The sequence below is a fragment of the Maribacter chungangensis genome (genome assembly GCF_042676845.1).
Lineage (GTDB): Bacteria > Bacteroidota > Bacteroidia > Flavobacteriales > Flavobacteriaceae > Maribacter > Maribacter chungangensis.
In genome coordinates, this window is sequence record NZ_JBHTHY010000007.1 from 50,977 (window position 1) to 68,221 (window position 17,245).

The 17,245-nt window shown below is 40.9% G+C and carries 16 protein-coding genes; 13 read left to right on the top strand and 3 right to left on the bottom strand.

Annotated features, from left to right (window positions below; genetic code table 11):
* The first annotated feature begins 184 nt into the window (after positions 1–184).
* From ACFQZJ_RS10890 to ACFQZJ_RS10905, 4 genes are all read left to right on the top strand, one after another.
* A complete protein-coding gene (locus tag ACFQZJ_RS10890; RefSeq protein WP_379934496.1) occupies positions 185–391 on the top strand; it encodes a hypothetical protein in 207 nt (68 codons plus the stop codon).
* Positions 392–603: 212 nt separating this feature from the next.
* Complete coding sequence (locus ACFQZJ_RS10895) at positions 604–1,389, top strand: prohibitin family protein (protein ID WP_379934498.1); 786 nt, start codon at positions 604–606, stop codon at positions 1,387–1,389.
* A gap of 340 nt (positions 1,390–1,729) precedes the next feature.
* The gene (locus ACFQZJ_RS10900) at positions 1,730–2,203 is read left to right on the top strand and encodes a hypothetical protein (protein ID WP_379934499.1); all 474 of its coding nucleotides are present in this window, start codon (positions 1,730–1,732) and stop codon (positions 2,201–2,203) included.
* 9 nt (positions 2,204–2,212) lie between these two features.
* The gene (locus tag ACFQZJ_RS10905) at positions 2,213–2,743 is read left to right on the top strand and encodes a hypothetical protein (protein WP_379934501.1); all 531 of its coding nucleotides are present in this window, start codon (positions 2,213–2,215) and stop codon (positions 2,741–2,743) included.
* 235 nt (positions 2,744–2,978) lie between these two features.
* On the opposite strand, the gene ACFQZJ_RS10910 is transcribed toward ACFQZJ_RS10905, so the two are convergent.
* The gene (locus ACFQZJ_RS10910; RefSeq protein ID WP_379934503.1) at positions 2,979–3,965 is read right to left on the bottom strand and encodes an NAD-dependent epimerase/dehydratase family protein; all 987 of its coding nucleotides are present in this window, start codon (positions 3,963–3,965) and stop codon (positions 2,979–2,981) included.
* A gap of 105 nt (positions 3,966–4,070) precedes the next feature.
* Between ACFQZJ_RS10910 and ACFQZJ_RS10915 the strand changes: the two genes are divergently transcribed.
* The 6 genes from ACFQZJ_RS10915 (at position 4,071) to ACFQZJ_RS10940 (ending at position 11,665) form a co-directional block, all read left to right on the top strand.
* Positions 4,071–6,089, top strand: coding sequence for a S9 family peptidase (locus tag ACFQZJ_RS10915; RefSeq protein WP_379934505.1), 2,019 nt, complete (start codon positions 4,071–4,073; stop codon positions 6,087–6,089).
* A gap of 76 nt (positions 6,090–6,165) precedes the next feature.
* Positions 6,166–8,157, top strand: coding sequence for an adenylate/guanylate cyclase domain-containing protein (locus tag ACFQZJ_RS10920; protein ID WP_379934506.1), 1,992 nt, complete (start codon positions 6,166–6,168; stop codon positions 8,155–8,157).
* 287 nt (positions 8,158–8,444) lie between these two features.
* Positions 8,445–9,275, top strand: coding sequence for an endonuclease/exonuclease/phosphatase family protein (locus ACFQZJ_RS10925; protein WP_379934508.1), 831 nt, complete (start codon positions 8,445–8,447; stop codon positions 9,273–9,275).
* A 73-nt stretch (positions 9,276–9,348) separates the two neighbouring features.
* Complete coding sequence (locus tag ACFQZJ_RS10930) at positions 9,349–9,957, top strand: FMN-binding negative transcriptional regulator (RefSeq protein ID WP_379934509.1); 609 nt, start codon at positions 9,349–9,351, stop codon at positions 9,955–9,957.
* A gap of 16 nt (positions 9,958–9,973) precedes the next feature.
* Entirely contained in the window at positions 9,974–10,918 is a 945-nt protein-coding gene (locus tag ACFQZJ_RS10935) for a sugar phosphate isomerase/epimerase family protein (RefSeq protein WP_379934511.1), read from the top strand.
* A 255-nt stretch (positions 10,919–11,173) separates the two neighbouring features.
* Positions 11,174–11,665 carry a DoxX family protein gene (locus ACFQZJ_RS10940; protein WP_379934512.1) on the top strand — a complete coding sequence of 164 codons (492 nt, stop codon included), beginning with the start codon at positions 11,174–11,176 and terminating at the stop codon, positions 11,663–11,665.
* Positions 11,666–11,667: 2 nt separating this feature from the next.
* Here ACFQZJ_RS10940 and ACFQZJ_RS10945 read toward each other — a convergent pair whose 3' ends face one another.
* Positions 11,668–13,830, bottom strand: coding sequence for a TonB-dependent receptor (locus ACFQZJ_RS10945; RefSeq protein WP_379934513.1), 2,163 nt, complete (start codon positions 13,828–13,830; stop codon positions 11,668–11,670).
* 212 nt (positions 13,831–14,042) lie between these two features.
* Here ACFQZJ_RS10945 and ACFQZJ_RS10950 point away from each other — a divergent pair, with 212 nt between their 5' ends.
* Genes ACFQZJ_RS10950 through ACFQZJ_RS10960 form a run of 3 tightly spaced genes read left to right on the top strand, consistent with a single transcriptional unit; the run spans position 14,043 to position 16,066 of the window.
* Positions 14,043–14,486, top strand: a complete 444-nt coding sequence (locus ACFQZJ_RS10950) for a PaaI family thioesterase (protein ID WP_379934515.1) — start codon at positions 14,043–14,045, stop codon at positions 14,484–14,486.
* Between the two features lie 53 nt (positions 14,487–14,539).
* On the top strand, positions 14,540–15,823 hold the full coding sequence (locus tag ACFQZJ_RS10955) for an aminotransferase class V-fold PLP-dependent enzyme (RefSeq protein WP_379934516.1): 1,284 nt from the start codon (positions 14,540–14,542) through the stop codon (positions 15,821–15,823).
* Positions 15,824–15,838: 15 nt separating this feature from the next.
* Positions 15,839–16,066: a DUF2007 domain-containing protein gene (locus ACFQZJ_RS10960; RefSeq protein ID WP_379934518.1), complete on the top strand. Its 228-nt coding sequence runs from the start codon at positions 15,839–15,841 to the stop codon at positions 16,064–16,066.
* 97 nt (positions 16,067–16,163) lie between these two features.
* On the opposite strand, the gene ACFQZJ_RS10965 is transcribed toward ACFQZJ_RS10960, so the two are convergent.
* Positions 16,164–17,105 (bottom strand): 3-keto-disaccharide hydrolase, encoded by a 942-nt coding sequence (locus ACFQZJ_RS10965; RefSeq protein WP_379934520.1) that lies wholly within the window; start codon positions 17,103–17,105, stop codon positions 16,164–16,166.
* Between the last annotated feature and the right edge of the window lie 140 nt (positions 17,106–17,245).

The window sequence follows — 17,245 nt, forward strand, 5'->3', positions numbered from 1 at the left end:
AATCAAACCAGTAATGAAGTCATTTAAACGTATCACAGGATAATAGTCTTTGAGTCTGCGCCTAAATCAAATAGTACATAAAATTAATTAATGTAATTAATTAATACTATAAATAAAAATATATACAACGTAGTCACTAACTTTATAAAAAGAATGATGGGTGATCATGTAATGTGACTGCGTTATGAAAAAGATAAAAGTTCCTCAATTACCATTTAAAAATTTAGCTTTCGACGTTTTAAACCGTGGGCAGATCAATGCAACTGCCATGAAATTCCGAATGAAGATAGATACACTTTCGGAACTTCACAAACAACTACTGCATCACGAATACAAGGACTACCCGGCATATTCAAAGACACAAAAAAGCATGGCTTTAAAATCCGTTTAAACCTTATAAAGCCTTGATATAAAAGAAAAGGTTGGGAAACCAGTTTGTTTTCACTCTTGCCAACAGGCAATAATTTAAAATTCCCAAGGCCTTTAGTTTAAGCAAATCTTATTCAACAACAGCGATTAAAACAGCATTGATATTCCTAAAAGTTCATCGTTATGGCATGCCTGTTCTGTAGTTGAGCAATCACCTAATAAAAATTAAAAAAAATGAGCAAATTGAAACATATAATAGCAGTAAGTGTAGCAGTAGTACTTTTTAGTAGTTGTGCGGTAATCCGCCCGGGAGAGGCCGGTGTGAAACAAACACTGGGTAAATTTTCCGACAATATTATTACAGAAGGCACCATGGTTTATAATCCTTTGATAAGCAGGGTAATAAAGGAATCTACCCAAACCAATAACATCAAGTTGATACTAAGTTTACCGAGCAAGGAAGGTTTAAGTGTTGACTCGGAAATTTCCATACTATACCGGTTGGACAAAAAGAAGATTCCTTCCGTTCTAGAAAACCTAGGACAGGAATACGAGTCCGTCATTACCAGTGTATTCAGGTCTGCCTCCTCGGATGTTTGTGCCAAATTCTTTGCTAAGGATATGCATTCTGGCATGCGTGCGGTAATCGAGGAAGAAATAAAAGTAAAAATGGACGAACTCCTATTAAAACAAGCAGATGGTATAGAACTTATTGCCGTTTTAATGAAACGCATACGACTACCAAGGGGTTTGGCCAATTCCATTGAAGAAAAACTACAAGCAGAACAAGATGCCATGCGACTGGTATTCGTTTTAGAACAGGCAAAGTTGGAAGCGCAGCGTAAAATAATAGAAGCGGAAGCAGAACGCGATGCGCAGATAATTTTAGCGAACGGACTAACCCAGGAAATTATTCAAATTAAAAGTATCGAGGCTTTTAAAGAGCTTTCAAATTCTCCAAATAGCAAAGTAATTATTACCGATGGAAAAACACCGCTCTTAATAGAACCGCAAAACTAACCTACCGATCTAAGTATTTTATTTTTAGTCTAAAGGTGTCTGAACAATTTGATTTTCGGACACCTTTTTTCGTTTTTCAGCAGGTATAATCCGCCTAATACCAATTTAAGTTTTGAATGTCGTATTGAAAATTTGAATTATTTTTTTCTCAGTTTAGGAATGAAATCTAAGCATAGCATTAGCTATGGTTCTATTTTAGGACGACAAATGAGTAAAAAAGAAACTTGTTTTATGCGACATCTAGAAGTTAAATTGGTATAATTGGAGCCAACTGTACAAAAGATAAAAACAGAACTGCTGAATCTGTGGGCATTTAGGACTTTTAAAGTATTTTTAAACCATGAAAGCCGCTACCGTAGTACAGCTAAAGAAAGAACTCCAGCACAAAAATCCGGAAGAATTAATGGAATTGTGCCTGCGCCTCTCCAAGTTCAAGAAAGAGAACAAGGAACTGCTTACCTATTTATTGTTCGAAGCGGACCATGAAGCGGGTTTTATAGAAAGTGTGAAAGCTGAAATGGATGAAAGCTTTGCCGACATCAACACCCATAGTTATTTCTATATCAAAAAAAGCGTCCGTAAAATTTTAAGGAACGTAAAAAAGTACATTCGCTACTCAGGGAATAAAGAAACCGAGGTGGTGCTGCTACTCTACTTCTGCAAGAAATTAAAAGACTTCTCCCCTTCCATACGAAAGAACACCACCTTAATCAACATTTATGAGCGGCAATGCCTTTATATAGAAAAGAAATTGACCCTATTGCACGAAGATCTGCAGTACGATTACAGTTTGGTTTTAGAGGATTTAAAATAGACCGATATTATGTTTGACGAAGAAGACAGTTCACGAAAATCACACGAAGAAATACGAAAAACACCCATTTTCAAAAAAGGATGGCAGATTTTTAAACTGGCGGATAAAATAGCGGAACTGGTAAAAGAGGAGGAAGAATATGAGCACTTGCAGGAAATGGAGCGTAACCTCTTACTACATCAGGCAGAACAACTACGCGGGGATGCCATGATGATCTGCCCAAAAATATCGGGTGCTATGGGAGGCGAGCTTTATGATCTTAAGATGGAAAATGCTGCCTTGATCCGTAAATCGGCACGCGAGGTACAAACCGGATGCAGCGGTCTGGAACTATGGGGTTTTAAACACCCGGAATACTTGGAACTGTTACGGGACGAAGTCGAAGAATTTCGACTGCTCTTTGCAGAATGGATAAAGACCTTTGATGTGTGGAACTACACCATAGACCGATGGGGACTATTTAACCCGCCCGGTATCAATTACGACGATAAAGACCCGGATGATGATCTGCCGTTTGATCCGGATAATTTTCCAATTTAATGGTTTGGCAAACTAGAATTCATCAGTTTTAAAAATCTGAGCAATGACTGCATTATATATAAATGCTATTAGCATAAGGCAAAAATTAATGTAAAGCGAATGGACCTATTCACAGCCCCCGAAGGTTCGTGTAAAATATCACTAAAACTCTAGTTTTCTGGACCTTAGAACCTCCCGAACAGGTGCGCTTCAAAATAATATTTTTGCTCCATGTTATATACTGATACAAATACTACTACCCCAAAGCCCTATAAGCCTTCAAAACAGCTTCGATATCAGCTTCTGTTTCGGCATCAATATGCTGTTTGGCAGGGTTTTCCTCCAGCCATTTCAAAGTTCGCTTTATACCTTCGGCAAACGGAATAGTGGCCTTAAAGCCCGGTACAAAGGTTTTGATCTTGGTATTGTCAAAAAGTACACTTTCGGCCTTGTCCGCCAACAGGGTGCCCGTAAACGATGGGGCGACCTTACAGATAAAATCGGAAGCAATATGAACGACCTTGGCCTCTTTACCTACGGCATCGGCCAAAATCTTGTAAATCATATTCCAGCTCAACACCTCATCCGAGGTAATATGAAAGGGGTGGCCAATGGCCTGGGTAAGTCCTAACAAACCAATGAAGCCCTTGGCAAAATCGTCGGCATGGGTAACGGTCCACAAGGAAGTACCGTCTCCATGAACAATGATTTCCTTGCCTTTTTTGATTCGGTCAACGATATTATACTTATCAAAACCACCAATAGCGACAGGAATTACCGTGTCGTAAGTCAATGATGGCCTAACGATAGTCATTGGAAAACCTTCGGCTGTATACGCTTTTTGTAAACGTTGTTCGCACAAAATTTTATTGTGGGAATAGTCCCAGAGATTATTGGATACTGGGGTAGATTCGGTAATAACGGGATAACTTAAAGGAGTTTGGTAACATGAAGCGGAACTGATAAAAATATATTGCTTGGTCTTCCCCTTAAACAGGGCCAAGTCGCGTTCAATATCTTGCGGGGTAAAAGCGATCCAATTCACCACCACATCCCATTCGTGCTTTTTTAATTCCGTTAGCGTTTCGGGTTTGGTGATATCCCCTATAATGGGCGTTGCCCCGTTGATGGTCGTTTTTGAATTTCCGCGATTCAACAAAAAGAGTTCCATGCCCTTTTCAACGGCCAATCGGCTGGATGCCGAACTAATATTCCCTGTTCCCCCTATAAATAAAACCTTCATATATCTCCTGATTTTAACTTACTTATATATCCGTAAAGTTCTAAAATTATTTCGAGTAATTCGTTACCTTCATGGCATACTTAAACAATCTTTAAAACTACCCTTATGTTGCGTCCATTAGTTATTTTATTCCTGTTTACCTCAAGCCTTGTTCTAGGTCAGACCAAAACCAATCTTCAACTGACCGATATTTTTAATATGGAGTATGTTTCCGACCCTCAGATTTCGCCGGACGGGAGTCAAATTCTCTACGTTCGGAATTTTAAGGATATTATGACGGATAAAAATTTATCCAATATTTGGTTGGTGAACAGCGACGGTTCCAACAACAGACCCCTCACCACCGGGAACCAGAACGACTTTTATCCACGTTGGTCCAACGCAGGCGATAAGATCATCTTCAAATCCAACCGGCAAGACGAACGTATGAAACTCTTTGTGATGTGGATGGACTCCAAAGAAGTTGCTCCGCTCACCAACACGCCCAAAGTACCCGGTGCGGTAAGCTGGTCACCGGACGACCGTTACCTTGCATTTACCATGTTCGTGCCCAAAGCGGAGGAATCCATCATAAAAATGCCCGCTAAACCAGAAGGCGCCAAATGGAACACACCGCCTACGTACATAGATAAACTGAATTATAGAGGGGATGGCCAAGGCTATATAAAAGGGGGACATACGCAGTTATTTACCCTGTCCATTGACGGCGGAACACCAAAACAACTTACCGAAACGGATTTTGACCACGGCGCGCCAGAATGGTCCAAAGATGGTAAAACCCTTTATTTTTCGGCCAATTTTAATCCCGATGAAGCCTTTGAACCCAACGATAGTGAGATTTATGCCCTTAGTTTAAATGACCATAGCGTAACCGCACTTACCGATCGTTATGGCCCGGACGGTTCTCCAAGAATTTCTCCCGACGGTACCAAAATGGCCTACACCGGTCTGGACGATAAACTGTTAGGCTACCAACAGAGCCAACTATACGTGCGTGATATTTCCGGTGGAACCCCGACGCTTTTGTCCGAAGATCTTGACCGCAACATTTCCAATATCCAATGGGCCGGCGACGGGAAAGGGCTTTTCTTTCAGTACGACGATAAGGGCGAAACTAAAATTGCGCATATTTCGCTCACAGGCAAGGTAACGGACAAAGTGGGCAAGGTAGGCGGACTCTCCCTAGGCAGGCCCTATAATTCAGGCACCTACACGGTGGCTAAAAATGGTGCTATCGCCTATACCTTAGGAACCACGGAGCATCCAGCAGATCTGGCCGTACAGACAAAAAAAGGAACAAAGCGACTCACCTTCGTAAACGACGACCTTTTTTCCGCTAGGCACTTAGGCAATGTAGAAGAACTCTGGTGGAAATCATCGCACGACCAGCGAGACATACAGGGCTGGGTGGTAACACCTCCCAATTTTGACCCGAACAAAAAATATCCGTTTATCCTAGAAATCCATGGCGGTCCCTTTACCAGCTACGGCCATGTGTATTCCGCAGAAATTCAAGCCTTTGCAGCGGCAGGGTATGTGGTATTGTACGCCAATCCGCGCGGGAGCACCAGTTATGGTTCGGAATTTGGAAATCTTATCCACCACAACTATCCCAGCAACGACTATGACGACCTGATGAGCGGTGTAGATGCCGTAATAGAAAAAGGCTATGTAGATACCGACAATTTATTTGTTACCGGTGGCAGTGGCGGTGGCGTGCTTACCGCATGGATCGTGGGCAAAACGGACCGTTTTAAAGCTGCCGTAGTAGCCAAGCCCGTTATCAATTGGGCAAGTTTTGTATTGTATGCGGACGGCGCGGCGTTTTTCTCCAAATATTGGTTCGGAAAAAAACCATGGGAGGATCCGGATAGCTACTTTAAGCGTTCCCCTTTAAACTATGTGGCCAATGTAACCACACCTACCATGCTGCTCACGGGCGAAGAAGATTACCGTACGCCTATTGCGGAATCCGAACAATACTATACCGCCTTAAAACTAGAAGGCGTGGAAACGGCCTTGGTCCGTATTCCGGGAGCATCCCATGGTATTGCCAATAGGCCAAGCAACCTTATTGCCAAGATAGCAGGGATTTTGGCTTGGTTCGAGAAGTATAAGGAGTAACGGAACAAAAGTAACCGTCCCCTATAGTTCTGCCTTGTCAAAATGGGCAGTTAACGTAGTAACTAAACCCATTCAATTGAAATTAGGAAAACCCAGTAGCCCATTATTTCAATATAGCAAGAACAGTCAAAAATTGTTCTTGCTATTACTGTTTTGTCAAGGGGCGCTTTCCGCTCAAGTAAAGTTGGACTCATTATACAGAATCTGGCAAGATCAAAGTAAACCGGACTCCACGCGTGCCTTAGCGCTAAAAGATTACATCCAAGAGGGTTCTTTCCACAGCCAACCCGATAGTGCCATAGTGCTTACCGATCGTTTATACCAGTTCACAAAAGAAAAAGGATATGGTGAAGGAACAGTTGACGCCCTTTTGCTTAGAGGCTATGTTTATTCTAGAATGGGAAACTATCCCAAGGCATTATCTTCTTATGAAGAAGGACTTACAATTGCCGAAAAAATAAAGTATAAACTTGGGGCGGCAGACATTTTGCTTAGGACCGGATACATTTACCATGATAATTCGGACATTATAAATGCATTGAAATACTACCAAAAAAGCTTTACAATTTATGAAGAATTAGAGGATATAGAAGGTATTAGCAATATTTATAATGAATTTGGAAGTATTTATCTGGCACAAGGCGATTATGAAAAATCCTTAAATTATTATTTAGAAAGTTTGGAGACCACGAAAGAGCTTAATGACGAAATGGGAAATTCATCCCAATACATCAATATCGGAAACCTATATGCGGAGCAGGAGGATTTTGAAAAAGCCCTTGAATACTATGAAAAAGGCTTGGCCATTGATGAAATACGAAACGACATACTAGGCATTGCCGTAGCATTATCCGGTATTGGAAATGTATACTATAATCAAAAAAACGAAGATAAGGCACTTGAGTACTTACAAGAAAGTTTAAAACTAAGCGAAAGTATAAATCATCTCCAAGGCAGCAGCGTCACTTTAGGTACACTTGGAGACATCTATCTGAACCTTGGGAATAATGGGAAAGCCATAACCTACTGTAAAAAAAGTTTAGCCTTGGCAGAAGAAATAGGCGATTTGAGCGGGCAAGATTACGCTTGCGAATGTCTTTACGAAGCGTATAGGGATATGGGAAACACGAAAGTGGCCTTGGCCTATCATGAACAAATGATCAGGATATCGGATAGTATAAAAACCGAAGAAACGTCCATTAAACTGCAACAAATGGAATTCTCCAAACAGGTAATGGAAGACAGCCTGGTACAAGTAGAAAAAGACTTACAAATTGAAATGAAGCACCGAACAGAGGTGCAGGAAAAAGATACGAACCGGAATATTGCGATAGCCGTTGGACTCATATTCTTTATACTGGCCATTGGATTCTTTACGAGATGGCGATATGTAAAAAAATCCCGCGCAATCATAGAAAAAGAGAAAGATCGCTCGGAAAGTCTGCTCCTGAACATATTACCCGCGGAAATTGCAGAAGAGCTTAAAAGCAAAGGGGAAGCGGCCGCCCGCGATTTTGACATGGTCTCTATTTTATTTACGGATTTTAAAAGTTTTACTGAAAAATCAGCAGAACTAACCGCAAAAGAATTAATAGGCGAAATAAACAATTGCTTTAAAGCCTTTGATTTAATCTGTGAAACGCATGGCATTGAGAAAATTAAGACGATAGGCGATGCCTACATGGCCGCTGGTGGGCTACCGGTACCGTCAGAAGATTCTGTAGACAATACAGTTTTGGCAGCCTTAGCGATGCAAACCTACATGACAAAACGGTTTGCCGAAAAAGAATCTACTGACGGATTTACCTTTGAAATGCGCTTAGGCATCCATACCGGGCCTGTTGTTGCAGGTATCGTTGGTGTTAAGAAGTTTCAATATGACATCTGGGGAGACACGGTAAACACCGCAGCAAGAATGGAGAGCAGCGGAGCAGTTGGCCAAGTAAATATTTCGCAGTACACCTATGAACTTATTAAGGACAATCCTGCGTTCAGTTTCACCCATAGGGGTAAAATAAACGCAAAGGGCAAAGGAGAGATAGATATGTGGTTTGTTCAAAAAAAATAGAATGCTTACAAAACTCGCTGTAACGAACAAATGCTAGTATGTAATGTAAAGCCTTTAGGGTGCGAACGGCTTTCAAAATTCTAGAAACCTTTTTTTGTATAGAGCCAAACGGTAAAAGCCCGTTTTTTAAAATTCTAGTTTAAAAACTGAATAATTGTTCTTTTTACAACGCTTTAAAACAATTATCTTAGGCTCAAAAGAAAGGAATGCTCAACAAAATTAGTATCATTAACCCTGAATTATATTCAAAAGCAAGTATTCAGAATAATACTTCTAAAAAGTTTACAATGAAAAATTTCTTGATTATTGTTTCTTTGATGGTGAGTCCCTACTTAATGGCACAGGAATTCCAGGCCATGTCCTACAATATTAAATACGACAACGTTAAGGATACGGTAAACAACTGGAACGACCGTAAACAAGCTATGGTAAAACTCATAAACCATTATGCCCCAAGTTTTATTGGTATGCAAGAGGTATTACACCATCAATTAACATATTTAGACGAACAGTTGCCTGCTCATAATTATATTGGCATAGGCAGGGATGATGGAAAGCAAAAAGGGGAATACTCCCCAATTTTCTATGACACTACCACTTTTGATGTTTTGAGCAGTAATACCTTTTGGCTCTCTAACACACCTGAGCAAGTTTCCGTAGGTTGGGACGCCTCCATGGAACGTATCTGCACCTACGGTCTTTTTGAACACAAAGCTTCTAAACAAAAAGTAATGGTGTTCAACACTCATTTTGACCATATTGGTGAGGAGGCCAGGGCAAACTCCGCTAGGCTTATTGCAAAAAAAATCGCAGAACAAATGGAAGATAATATGGGTTTAGTACTCATGGGCGACTTAAACCTTACTCCGGAAACCGCTCCCATACAGTACTTGCTACAACTATTCTCGGATGGACAAGCAGTTACAAGCAAATCCTTTTATGGCCCTACAGGTACGTTTAGCGGTTTTGATGCTACCAGAAATCTAGATAGCCGAATCGATTATATTTTCACGGATGGACTAAAGGTCGAAAGTTATATCCATATTGATGACCGCATGGAAAACAACAAACATATTTCCGATCATTTGCCTGTTTTGGCAAAACTTAGCTTTAATTGATGTAAACAAACCTTCATGGTAACGCGCATTCTCTTAGATGGATAATTCTCGTTACACCAGTTGACCTAAACCTATGTACATACCCGAAAAGTATAAAAACGAAAACCTATCCGAAGTCCGCAACTTTATAAAGGATAACAGCTTTGGCATCTTAATAAGTCAGGTCCATGGAAAACCTTGGGCTACGCATATTCCCTTGGAATTGGATACGGACGACCAAGGAAACGATATTTTAGTGAGTCATATCGCCAAGGCCAATCCGCAATGGAAAGAGTTTTCGGAAACCTCTGAGGTACTTTGTATTTTCAATGGCCCACATAGTTATGTTTCCTCTTCTTGGTACGCTGACGAAGAAGTACCTACATGGAACTACATTGCGGTACATGTATATGGAAAACTTAAAATAATAGATGAGCAGGCAGTTATAGCTTCTATGCACAAATTGGTGGACAAATACGAACAGTATTCCGAGTGTCCTATTTCTATAGACAAGCTATCCCCAAAAACCATGCGCCAAGTAAAAGGAGTTGTTGGGTTTCAAATACAAATTACCAATATTCAGGCGGCCAAGAAATTATCGCAAGGCAGGGAACGGGACCATCCTAGGATTATTAAGGAGCTGGAAAAAAGGGATTCCCAAGCCATTGCCGTGGCAGAAGCCATGAAAATAAAAATAGATTAAATCATTGCGAAATAAAATGAACACACGACGAAACTTTATCAGAAAAACAAGCTTGGGAGCATTGGCACTAGGACTTTCAAATGAATTTATTTTTGCCAAATCAAACACCTTATTAGAAAAAGAGTTGAAAATTTCCCTTGCACAATGGTCCTTGAACAAAGCCTTTTTTGCTGGGGAACTAGATGCTGAAAATTTTGCTGCCATAGCTAAAAATACTTTTGATATTGACGCTATAGAATACGTAAATTCCTTTTATAAGGAAAAGGCCACCGATGAAAGTTTTTGGTCCATAATGCGAATAAAGGCGGAAGACAGCGGGGTAAAAAGCTTGTTAATAATGGTAGACGAAACCGAGCATTTGGGTGATTTAAAGACAGCTAAGCGTAAAAAAGCGGTAGAAGACCATTATAAATGGATACATGCGGCCAAGATACTTGGCTGCCATTCTATCCGAGTAAACGCTTTTGGAGACGGTTCACCAGATGAACTGGAAGTTTCCCTTGTTGACGGATTAGGCCGTTTAACAGAATATGCAGCAAAAGAAAACATACATGTGCTTTTAGAAAACCATGGCCTGCACACCTCCAACGCCATATATATGGCAGGTATTCTAAAACAAGTGGACAACCCCTATTTAGGCACCCTGCCCGATTTTGGAAATTGGTGTATGAGTGCGGAATGGGGCGGCACCAGTGAGGCACAAAACTGTGCGAACAGCTATTCACCCGTAGCAGGTTTAAAAGAGTGGTTGCCTTACGCAAAAGGAGTAAGCGCAAAGGCTTATAATTTTGATGCGAACGGCTACGACACCGTAGTAGATTACCCTAAACTGCTTAAAATGGTCAAAGAATCCAATTTTGATGGTCATATAGGTATTGAGTATGAAGGCGATGGCATGAGCGAGGAAGCTGGTATAAAAGCGACAAAAAAACTCATTGAGCGGGTTTGGAAAAGTGTTTAAACAATAAACATCCGGCTAGCATTGAACCTAGTACACAATTTTAGAAAGCAAAGATCAAACACTTTTTAAAACAAACATACTCCCAAAATCACAAGAACTAGCCCCTTTGAGCATAACATCAAAATAATCGGTTTAGGCAGTATTATAATTGATAGCAATTATGTTAAAAAAACGATGGTTTTGTTTAACTTTTAAGTTGAAATTTACTAGCTTTAAATTAACACTGACCATGTTCATTTAAACCGATGGATATAGATGACGTACTTCACCTATCAATTCAAAAAAATCCTCACTCCGTTTCAAGTTGATGGCTTTTTGGCCAATAGTATTTTATTGGTTCCCAGGATCATAGCAGGTTTTCTTTTGGCCTTTGTCTATGCTCCGGTAAAATTTGGGACGCCATGGTCGCCTAAATCCGCAGAACTAGCGCTTTTTGAAGTAGCGGATTGGTTCGTTCTCAAAGTAAACGAATTTGGCGCACCGTTCAACTTAATGCCAGAACTATTTAGTTGGTCTGCCGGATTTACGGAAGCCTTTGGCGGTATTTTGTTGGTATTGGGTCTCAATACCCGAATAACCGCCTTTTTTATAACAACTGTAATGGCCGTAACGATATATTTTAGGGAATGGGACGATACGTGGAGCATACTCCCTACCTTTTTATTCTTTTGTATCGGATTGTTTTACCTAGGTTTTGGTTCTGGAAAATATGGCTTGGACTATTGGTACACCCATCGAAAGTCTTAGCTTTACAAATTGTCCAACTGATTACTTCGCTTATCATCGCTTAAGGTCCAGAAGAATCCTACGACAAAAAAAGCATCTGCCGTAGGCCGTATGGCGCGACGGTCAAAAACACCATCCATATTGGGCGTATTTGCATACTGGTAGCCGTTCACATTTTTATATCCTGTAATATTACTTACCGAGAAAAACAGTATTTTCTGTTGTGAGATCAAATAAGCCCAATTCATATTCAAACTTTTGAAAGGTCTGGTCTTTTCTGCCAAGAATTCTTGGGTATTAGGGTTGTTGAAAGGCCTTCCGGAACCGTAATTGTAAGAAATCCCTATTTGTGAACGCCAAGCCTCTACCCAATATTTGGTAACTAAAGAAAGACTGTGCGCAGGGGCAAAATTAGGCCTGGCTTGTTCAGGGAAATTTCTAAAGTCGCGTTTCGTGTTCAAATAGGAATAAGAGGCCCAATAATCCAGGTTTTTGATGCTCTTGTTATCCCTCCAGAACACATCTATGCCGGCAGCATAACCACTACCGAGATTATTAAAGGTTGAATTGAACCGTGGCATTTCTGTATCGAATTTTACGAGTCCGTCATAGTCCTTGTAGTAGGCCTCTGCCCTAAAGGTCTTTCCATCGGAAAGGTATTGATAGTTTAAAATGTAATGCGAGGTCTTTTCAAAATCCAAAGTCCTATCAAACTTTAGGGATTCGGACAGCGGGTTTTGATAAAAATCGCCATAAGCCAACGAAAACTGACCTTTATCACCGCTCTTGTAGGCTATGGAAACCCTTGGAGCCATATTTGTATCGGCTAAAAAACTAGAGTGCTCTCCCCTAAGCCCTAGTTTCATTGCAAAATCATTGCTTAGAAAAATATCCGCCTCGGCAAAAGCGGAACTTAAATTATCACGAAAACCGGAATCGAACCGAAACCCATCCGGCGCTTGAAACTTTTCCTGATAATCGGTGATGAAATGCTCCCCACCAAAATTCAACTGAAAGCGGTTACTAAAGTTTTTCTTCACCTTTAGTTTTAAATGTCCCGCTGTTTCATTGGCGGTACTATTATTTTGTTCAAAACCGATATCATTTCGATCCGAAGAAATACTTGCCCCAGCGGTTAAGGTCCATTCCTTGTCCAAGAAATGTTTGTAGGTAGTATTCGCATATAAATTGGTGTTCCTTAATCGGAAATTTACAAAATCATCAAAATTGATATCCTCCTGATCCACATCAAGATTTGCCTGATTGAATCCGGTGTAAAATTTAAACATACCCTTGTTCGTTGTACTTCTGTATACCGTTTCGCCAGAAAAGGACTCATAAGGCTTGTTCCAGCGTGCGCCTTGCTCATTGGGAATAATGAATTGATAAGGAGCCAAATTGATATATTGTGCGTTTACACTTACCGATTTGTTTCCCCAAATTTCCGTCCTGCCTAAACCTGCCCCAACGGATAGTACAGAAATATCGGTCTTCTCTTGGTCGGGCTCATCGGTCGTATTCAATAACAGCACGCTAGAGAGTGCTTGGCCATATTCGGCAGAATAACCACCGGTACTAAAGGTAATTCCCTTAAAAAGAAACGGGGAAAATCGACCTCTGGTGGGGATGTTGTTGGCAGTGGCATTAAAGGGCTGAAAAACTCGGAGACCATCAATAAATACTTGTGTTTCACCTGCTTGTCCGCCCCTAACAAAGAGGCGACCGTCCTCACTTACATTAGAGGTACCCGGCAAAGTCTGTAGCGCACCAACGAAGTCCCCTGCCGCCCCCGCGGTGGTAACAATATCCAGCGGTTTTAAAACCGAAACTTTTGAATTATCACCGGCTTCAAAAGTACCCGCGGTCAAAGTAACCCCCGTTAGCTGATTGATGGCTTCTCGTAGTTCAATTTTCATATCGTTTAAAAATGACACATCGCCATACTGCATAAAAGGTTCGTAAGATATCATGGAAACCACTAAGTTTTGATTTCCCGTTTCAGTGGTTTCAAAACGAAATTGCCCTTTGTCGTTTGTAGTTCCGCCATCATAGGTACCCTCTAAATAGACATTGGCACCGGCAATAGGATTCTTTTTCGTATCGGTTACGGTTCCGGACACCATCTGCTGTGCGTTCATAAAAGGGATGCTTACTATAAAAGCCAGGATACATACTACTTGTTTCATGGATGTTAATTTAATTGATGCCACAAAAATGAAGGGGATGCCAAACCTATCCCAATAGGAACTACCGAAGTGTAGAAAATCTCTCCTGAAATGTAACTATGTTCATACATAGCTATATTAAAAAGTATCCTTTAAGGATTCCGTTCCTAGCTTAAATTGTATTTTTAACCCTTATATTAAAAACAATAGCACTTTTAAATCCACGGTCCGTTATGAACAAAATACTCGCATTTTTAAGCTCTAAAATTGGGAAAGATTCTTCCGATTCCATTTCTCCTTTAATGCAATGGATGAATCCTACTTTAATACGCGCAGAAGAAGGAAAGCTGGAATTTTCACATACCATTCGCAAAGAAATGACCAACCCATTACACATACTGCATGGAGGTATAACGGCCGCCATCATAGACGACGCAATGGGTGCTGCGGTGTATTCCCTTAACAATAGCCACGCCTATACCACGGTAAACCTACATGTGGACTATTTTGCTCCGGCAAAAGAAGGAGATGTAGTTATTGCCCAAGCATCGGTCGTTAAAAAGGGTAAACAGATCATGAACGCAGAATGTCTGTTATGGAACAGCGATAAGACCAAGCTCATAGCGAAAGGAAATTCCAATTTAATTCGCACCAATCTAGAATTGGACACCAATTAATTTGCCCCACTTCATAAACCGTATTAAGAGGGTAAATCCGTATCTTTAATACTATGGACAATAAGCGAAGAAGATTTCTAAAAAATGTAGGTGTTGGCGTTGCGGGCAGCCTAGCCTTACCTGCCCAGAGTTGGGCAACTAGCGCCCAACCGATACAAGCTTCATTAGCACTCCTTAAACAATTTAGGAACAAAAACACCGAAGCCTATTGGGAAACGGTGGCCTCCCAGTTTAGATTCGCCAAAGGCGTCCATTATTTTAACAATGGCTCTTTGGGCGCCTGTCCACTGCCCATTAGGGAGGCAACCAATACCTTTAGAAATACCTTGGATGATTTCCCTTCTAAATATATGTGGGGCGGTTGGGAGACCGAAAAAGAAGCTACCCGAAAGAAAGTAGCTGATCTTTTCTCCGTCTCCGAAGAAGAGATAGCACTGATCCATAATACCACGGAAGGCATGAACCTTATTGCCCGTAGTCTGGCACTGAACAAAGGCGATGAAGTCATCCTTGCTGATCATGAGCATACCAGTGCCGTAGCACCATGGACGGTTTGGCAGGCAGAAAAAGGGATAAAATTGGTTCGCCCGGTGCTTCCGATCTTACCAAAAACAAAAGCGGAGATTGTTAGTGTTTTTAAAAATGCGATTACCCCGAAAACAAAAGTGATTTCCTTATGCCACATCGTAAACACCAATGGCATGATGCTGCCCATCAAGGAAATTTCAAAAATGGCCCATGAGCACGGAATTTTAGTAGCGGTAGACGGTGCGCAAGGAGCCGGAATGGTAGAGACCAATTTAAAAGAAATGGATTGCGACTTCTATACGGTAAGCGCGCACAAATGGCTATTTTCCCCAAAGGGAATCGGTATTTTTTATGCCAAGAAAGAAAAACAGTCGCTGCTAAAGCCTTTGATCGTGGCACGCGGCTACAAAGACAATAGCATTAGACGGCTAGAGAATTATAACACGAGAAATCTTCCGGAACTTTTGGCCTTGGGCGCGGCAATTGATTACAGAAATACGATTGGCGGCGCTATTATCCATAACCGAACCTATGAACTAAAACACTATTTCTTAGCAAAAATAAAGGACGTAGATAGTATTATTCTTAAAACGCCATCCAACGACGAACTATCCGCAGGAATACAGGTAGTGGAACTAAAAGAAAAAGACGTGAAAGATGTTAAAACTATGCTTTTTGATCACTACGGAATAGATTCTAGACCTATGACCAAATTTGGATTGAATGCCGTGCGTTTGTCCTTTGCCATTTTCATAACCAAAAAGGATATTGATATGCTAGTCGATGCCTTAAAAACCATTGCTACATAACTAAAAAACAAAACTATGGAATCGAACTACATAAAAATTTATAGCGGCAATGCCATAATAGGAAAACGAATTGAGTTGGAACTATTGGAACTAGGTATTTCGCCCATTTGCAAAGACGAAGGAGAATCCGCACGACTTGCAGGTTTTGCTTCTTCCATGCTGGGCAATATAGAACTTCACGTAAACCAAGACGAAAAAGAGAAGGCCTTGGCCGTTGTTGCTAAACTAACCGCTAAACCGTAATTAACTTCGAGGCAGGATAATAAGGAATTCGCAAGAAAACGAACCGTAAAATCACACGGAAGTAATTCACGTATTTACTTGCTTTTTTGATAAAAGTTTAATTCGCAATTGGGGTTATTTCCAATTTCCTGAACTCCACGGGGCCGTGATCGCCCTGAATCATAATAGGACCTGGAGCGGCCTCATCGTTATCCAAGGCACCACCGGTCATTCCCGCTATATTCTGCTCGGAAATTATTGTTTTCCCATTGGCTACAATGGTCACTTTTCTACCTATCAAAGTAATGTCGTACGTTTGCCATTGCCCGGCACTTTTTGCCGCCATTTGATTGGGCGTAAGCAAACCATAAATGCCTCCGAACAATATATCGGATGCTTCTGAACCTTTGTTATCCGCTATTTGCACTTCATAGCGCCCTCTTAGATACAAACCGCTATTACTGCCTTCAGGGTATCTAAATTCCGCATGTAGTTTAAAATCGGTGAATTTTTCCTCCGAAATTAAATTTGCACCCGATTTGTCACTGGTTAAAATTCCGTCCTTTACCTTCCATTGGTTATCGCCATCCGCTTTCCATCCGGATAAATCCTTACCATTAAAAAGTTTTTGGGCCTTGCCCCATTTAGGTTTGTCCGTTACCGGTAACTTTGGAGCCCTTGTTCCCGTCCATTCGTATGTTTTTCCATCGGTATAAACCATGGTTCCCTTTAAACCATCTCCTGTCCTTTTACCCCTAAACTCCATATTGGAAGCACCTTCCTCCCACTGCGGCGGAATAGAGAAATAAAATACATCGTCAAATTTTTTAACCTCCGCTATGGGTCTAGCGCTTCCCATGGCATAAGTAAACCTTCCTATTAGGGTATTCATGCCCGATTTTCTAATTTCCAACCAAGACGGCAATTCCTTACCTTCGTAAGAAACCGTGAGGTTCCAAGCACCTTCTAAGGAAGACGATTCCTGTGCATTCATTTTACCAATTCCCAAAACCGCTAAAATAATGAATGGCACTACTGAGCCAGCAAATATTTTTTTCATAACCGTAATTATTTTCATTCAAAGATAGCATTAAGTTAGAAATTGCCCTATGAAAACTATACACGAATTTCCTAGTGGCCTTACACCAGTTTTCCTTGATAATTACTACTTTTAACCGTTTTAGCGTACCAAATACCACC

Bases quoted from the DNA above. Each gene is read 5' to 3' on its own strand.
- ACFQZJ_RS10950 (WP_379934515.1), top strand. From the start codon at position 14,043: ATGAACAAAATACTCGCATTTTTAAGCTCTAAAATTGGGAAAGATTCT.
- ACFQZJ_RS10900 (WP_379934499.1), top strand. From the start codon at position 1,730: ATGAAAGCCGCTACCGTAGTACAGCTAAAGAAAGAACTCCAGCACAAA.
- ACFQZJ_RS10910 (WP_379934503.1), bottom strand. From the start codon at position 3,965: ATGAAGGTTTTATTTATAGGGGGAACAGGGAATATTAGTTCGGCATCC.
- ACFQZJ_RS10905 (WP_379934501.1), top strand. From the start codon at position 2,213: ATGTTTGACGAAGAAGACAGTTCACGAAAATCACACGAAGAAATACGA.
- ACFQZJ_RS10915 (WP_379934505.1), top strand. From the start codon at position 4,071: ATGTTGCGTCCATTAGTTATTTTATTCCTGTTTACCTCAAGCCTTGTT.
- ACFQZJ_RS10965 (WP_379934520.1), bottom strand. From the start codon at position 17,105: ATGAAAAAAATATTTGCTGGCTCAGTAGTGCCATTCATTATTTTAGCG.
- ACFQZJ_RS10890 (WP_379934496.1), top strand. From the start codon at position 185: ATGAAAAAGATAAAAGTTCCTCAATTACCATTTAAAAATTTAGCTTTC.
- ACFQZJ_RS10940 (WP_379934512.1), top strand. From the start codon at position 11,174: ATGACGTACTTCACCTATCAATTCAAAAAAATCCTCACTCCGTTTCAA.
- ACFQZJ_RS10955 (WP_379934516.1), top strand. From the start codon at position 14,540: ATGGACAATAAGCGAAGAAGATTTCTAAAAAATGTAGGTGTTGGCGTT.
- ACFQZJ_RS10945 (WP_379934513.1), bottom strand. From the start codon at position 13,830: ATGAAACAAGTAGTATGTATCCTGGCTTTTATAGTAAGCATCCCTTTT.
- ACFQZJ_RS10935 (WP_379934511.1), top strand. From the start codon at position 9,974: ATGAACACACGACGAAACTTTATCAGAAAAACAAGCTTGGGAGCATTG.
- ACFQZJ_RS10930 (WP_379934509.1), top strand. From the start codon at position 9,349: ATGTACATACCCGAAAAGTATAAAAACGAAAACCTATCCGAAGTCCGC.
- ACFQZJ_RS10960 (WP_379934518.1), top strand. From the start codon at position 15,839: ATGGAATCGAACTACATAAAAATTTATAGCGGCAATGCCATAATAGGA.
- ACFQZJ_RS10925 (WP_379934508.1), top strand. From the start codon at position 8,445: ATGAAAAATTTCTTGATTATTGTTTCTTTGATGGTGAGTCCCTACTTA.
- ACFQZJ_RS10895 (WP_379934498.1), top strand. From the start codon at position 604: ATGAGCAAATTGAAACATATAATAGCAGTAAGTGTAGCAGTAGTACTT.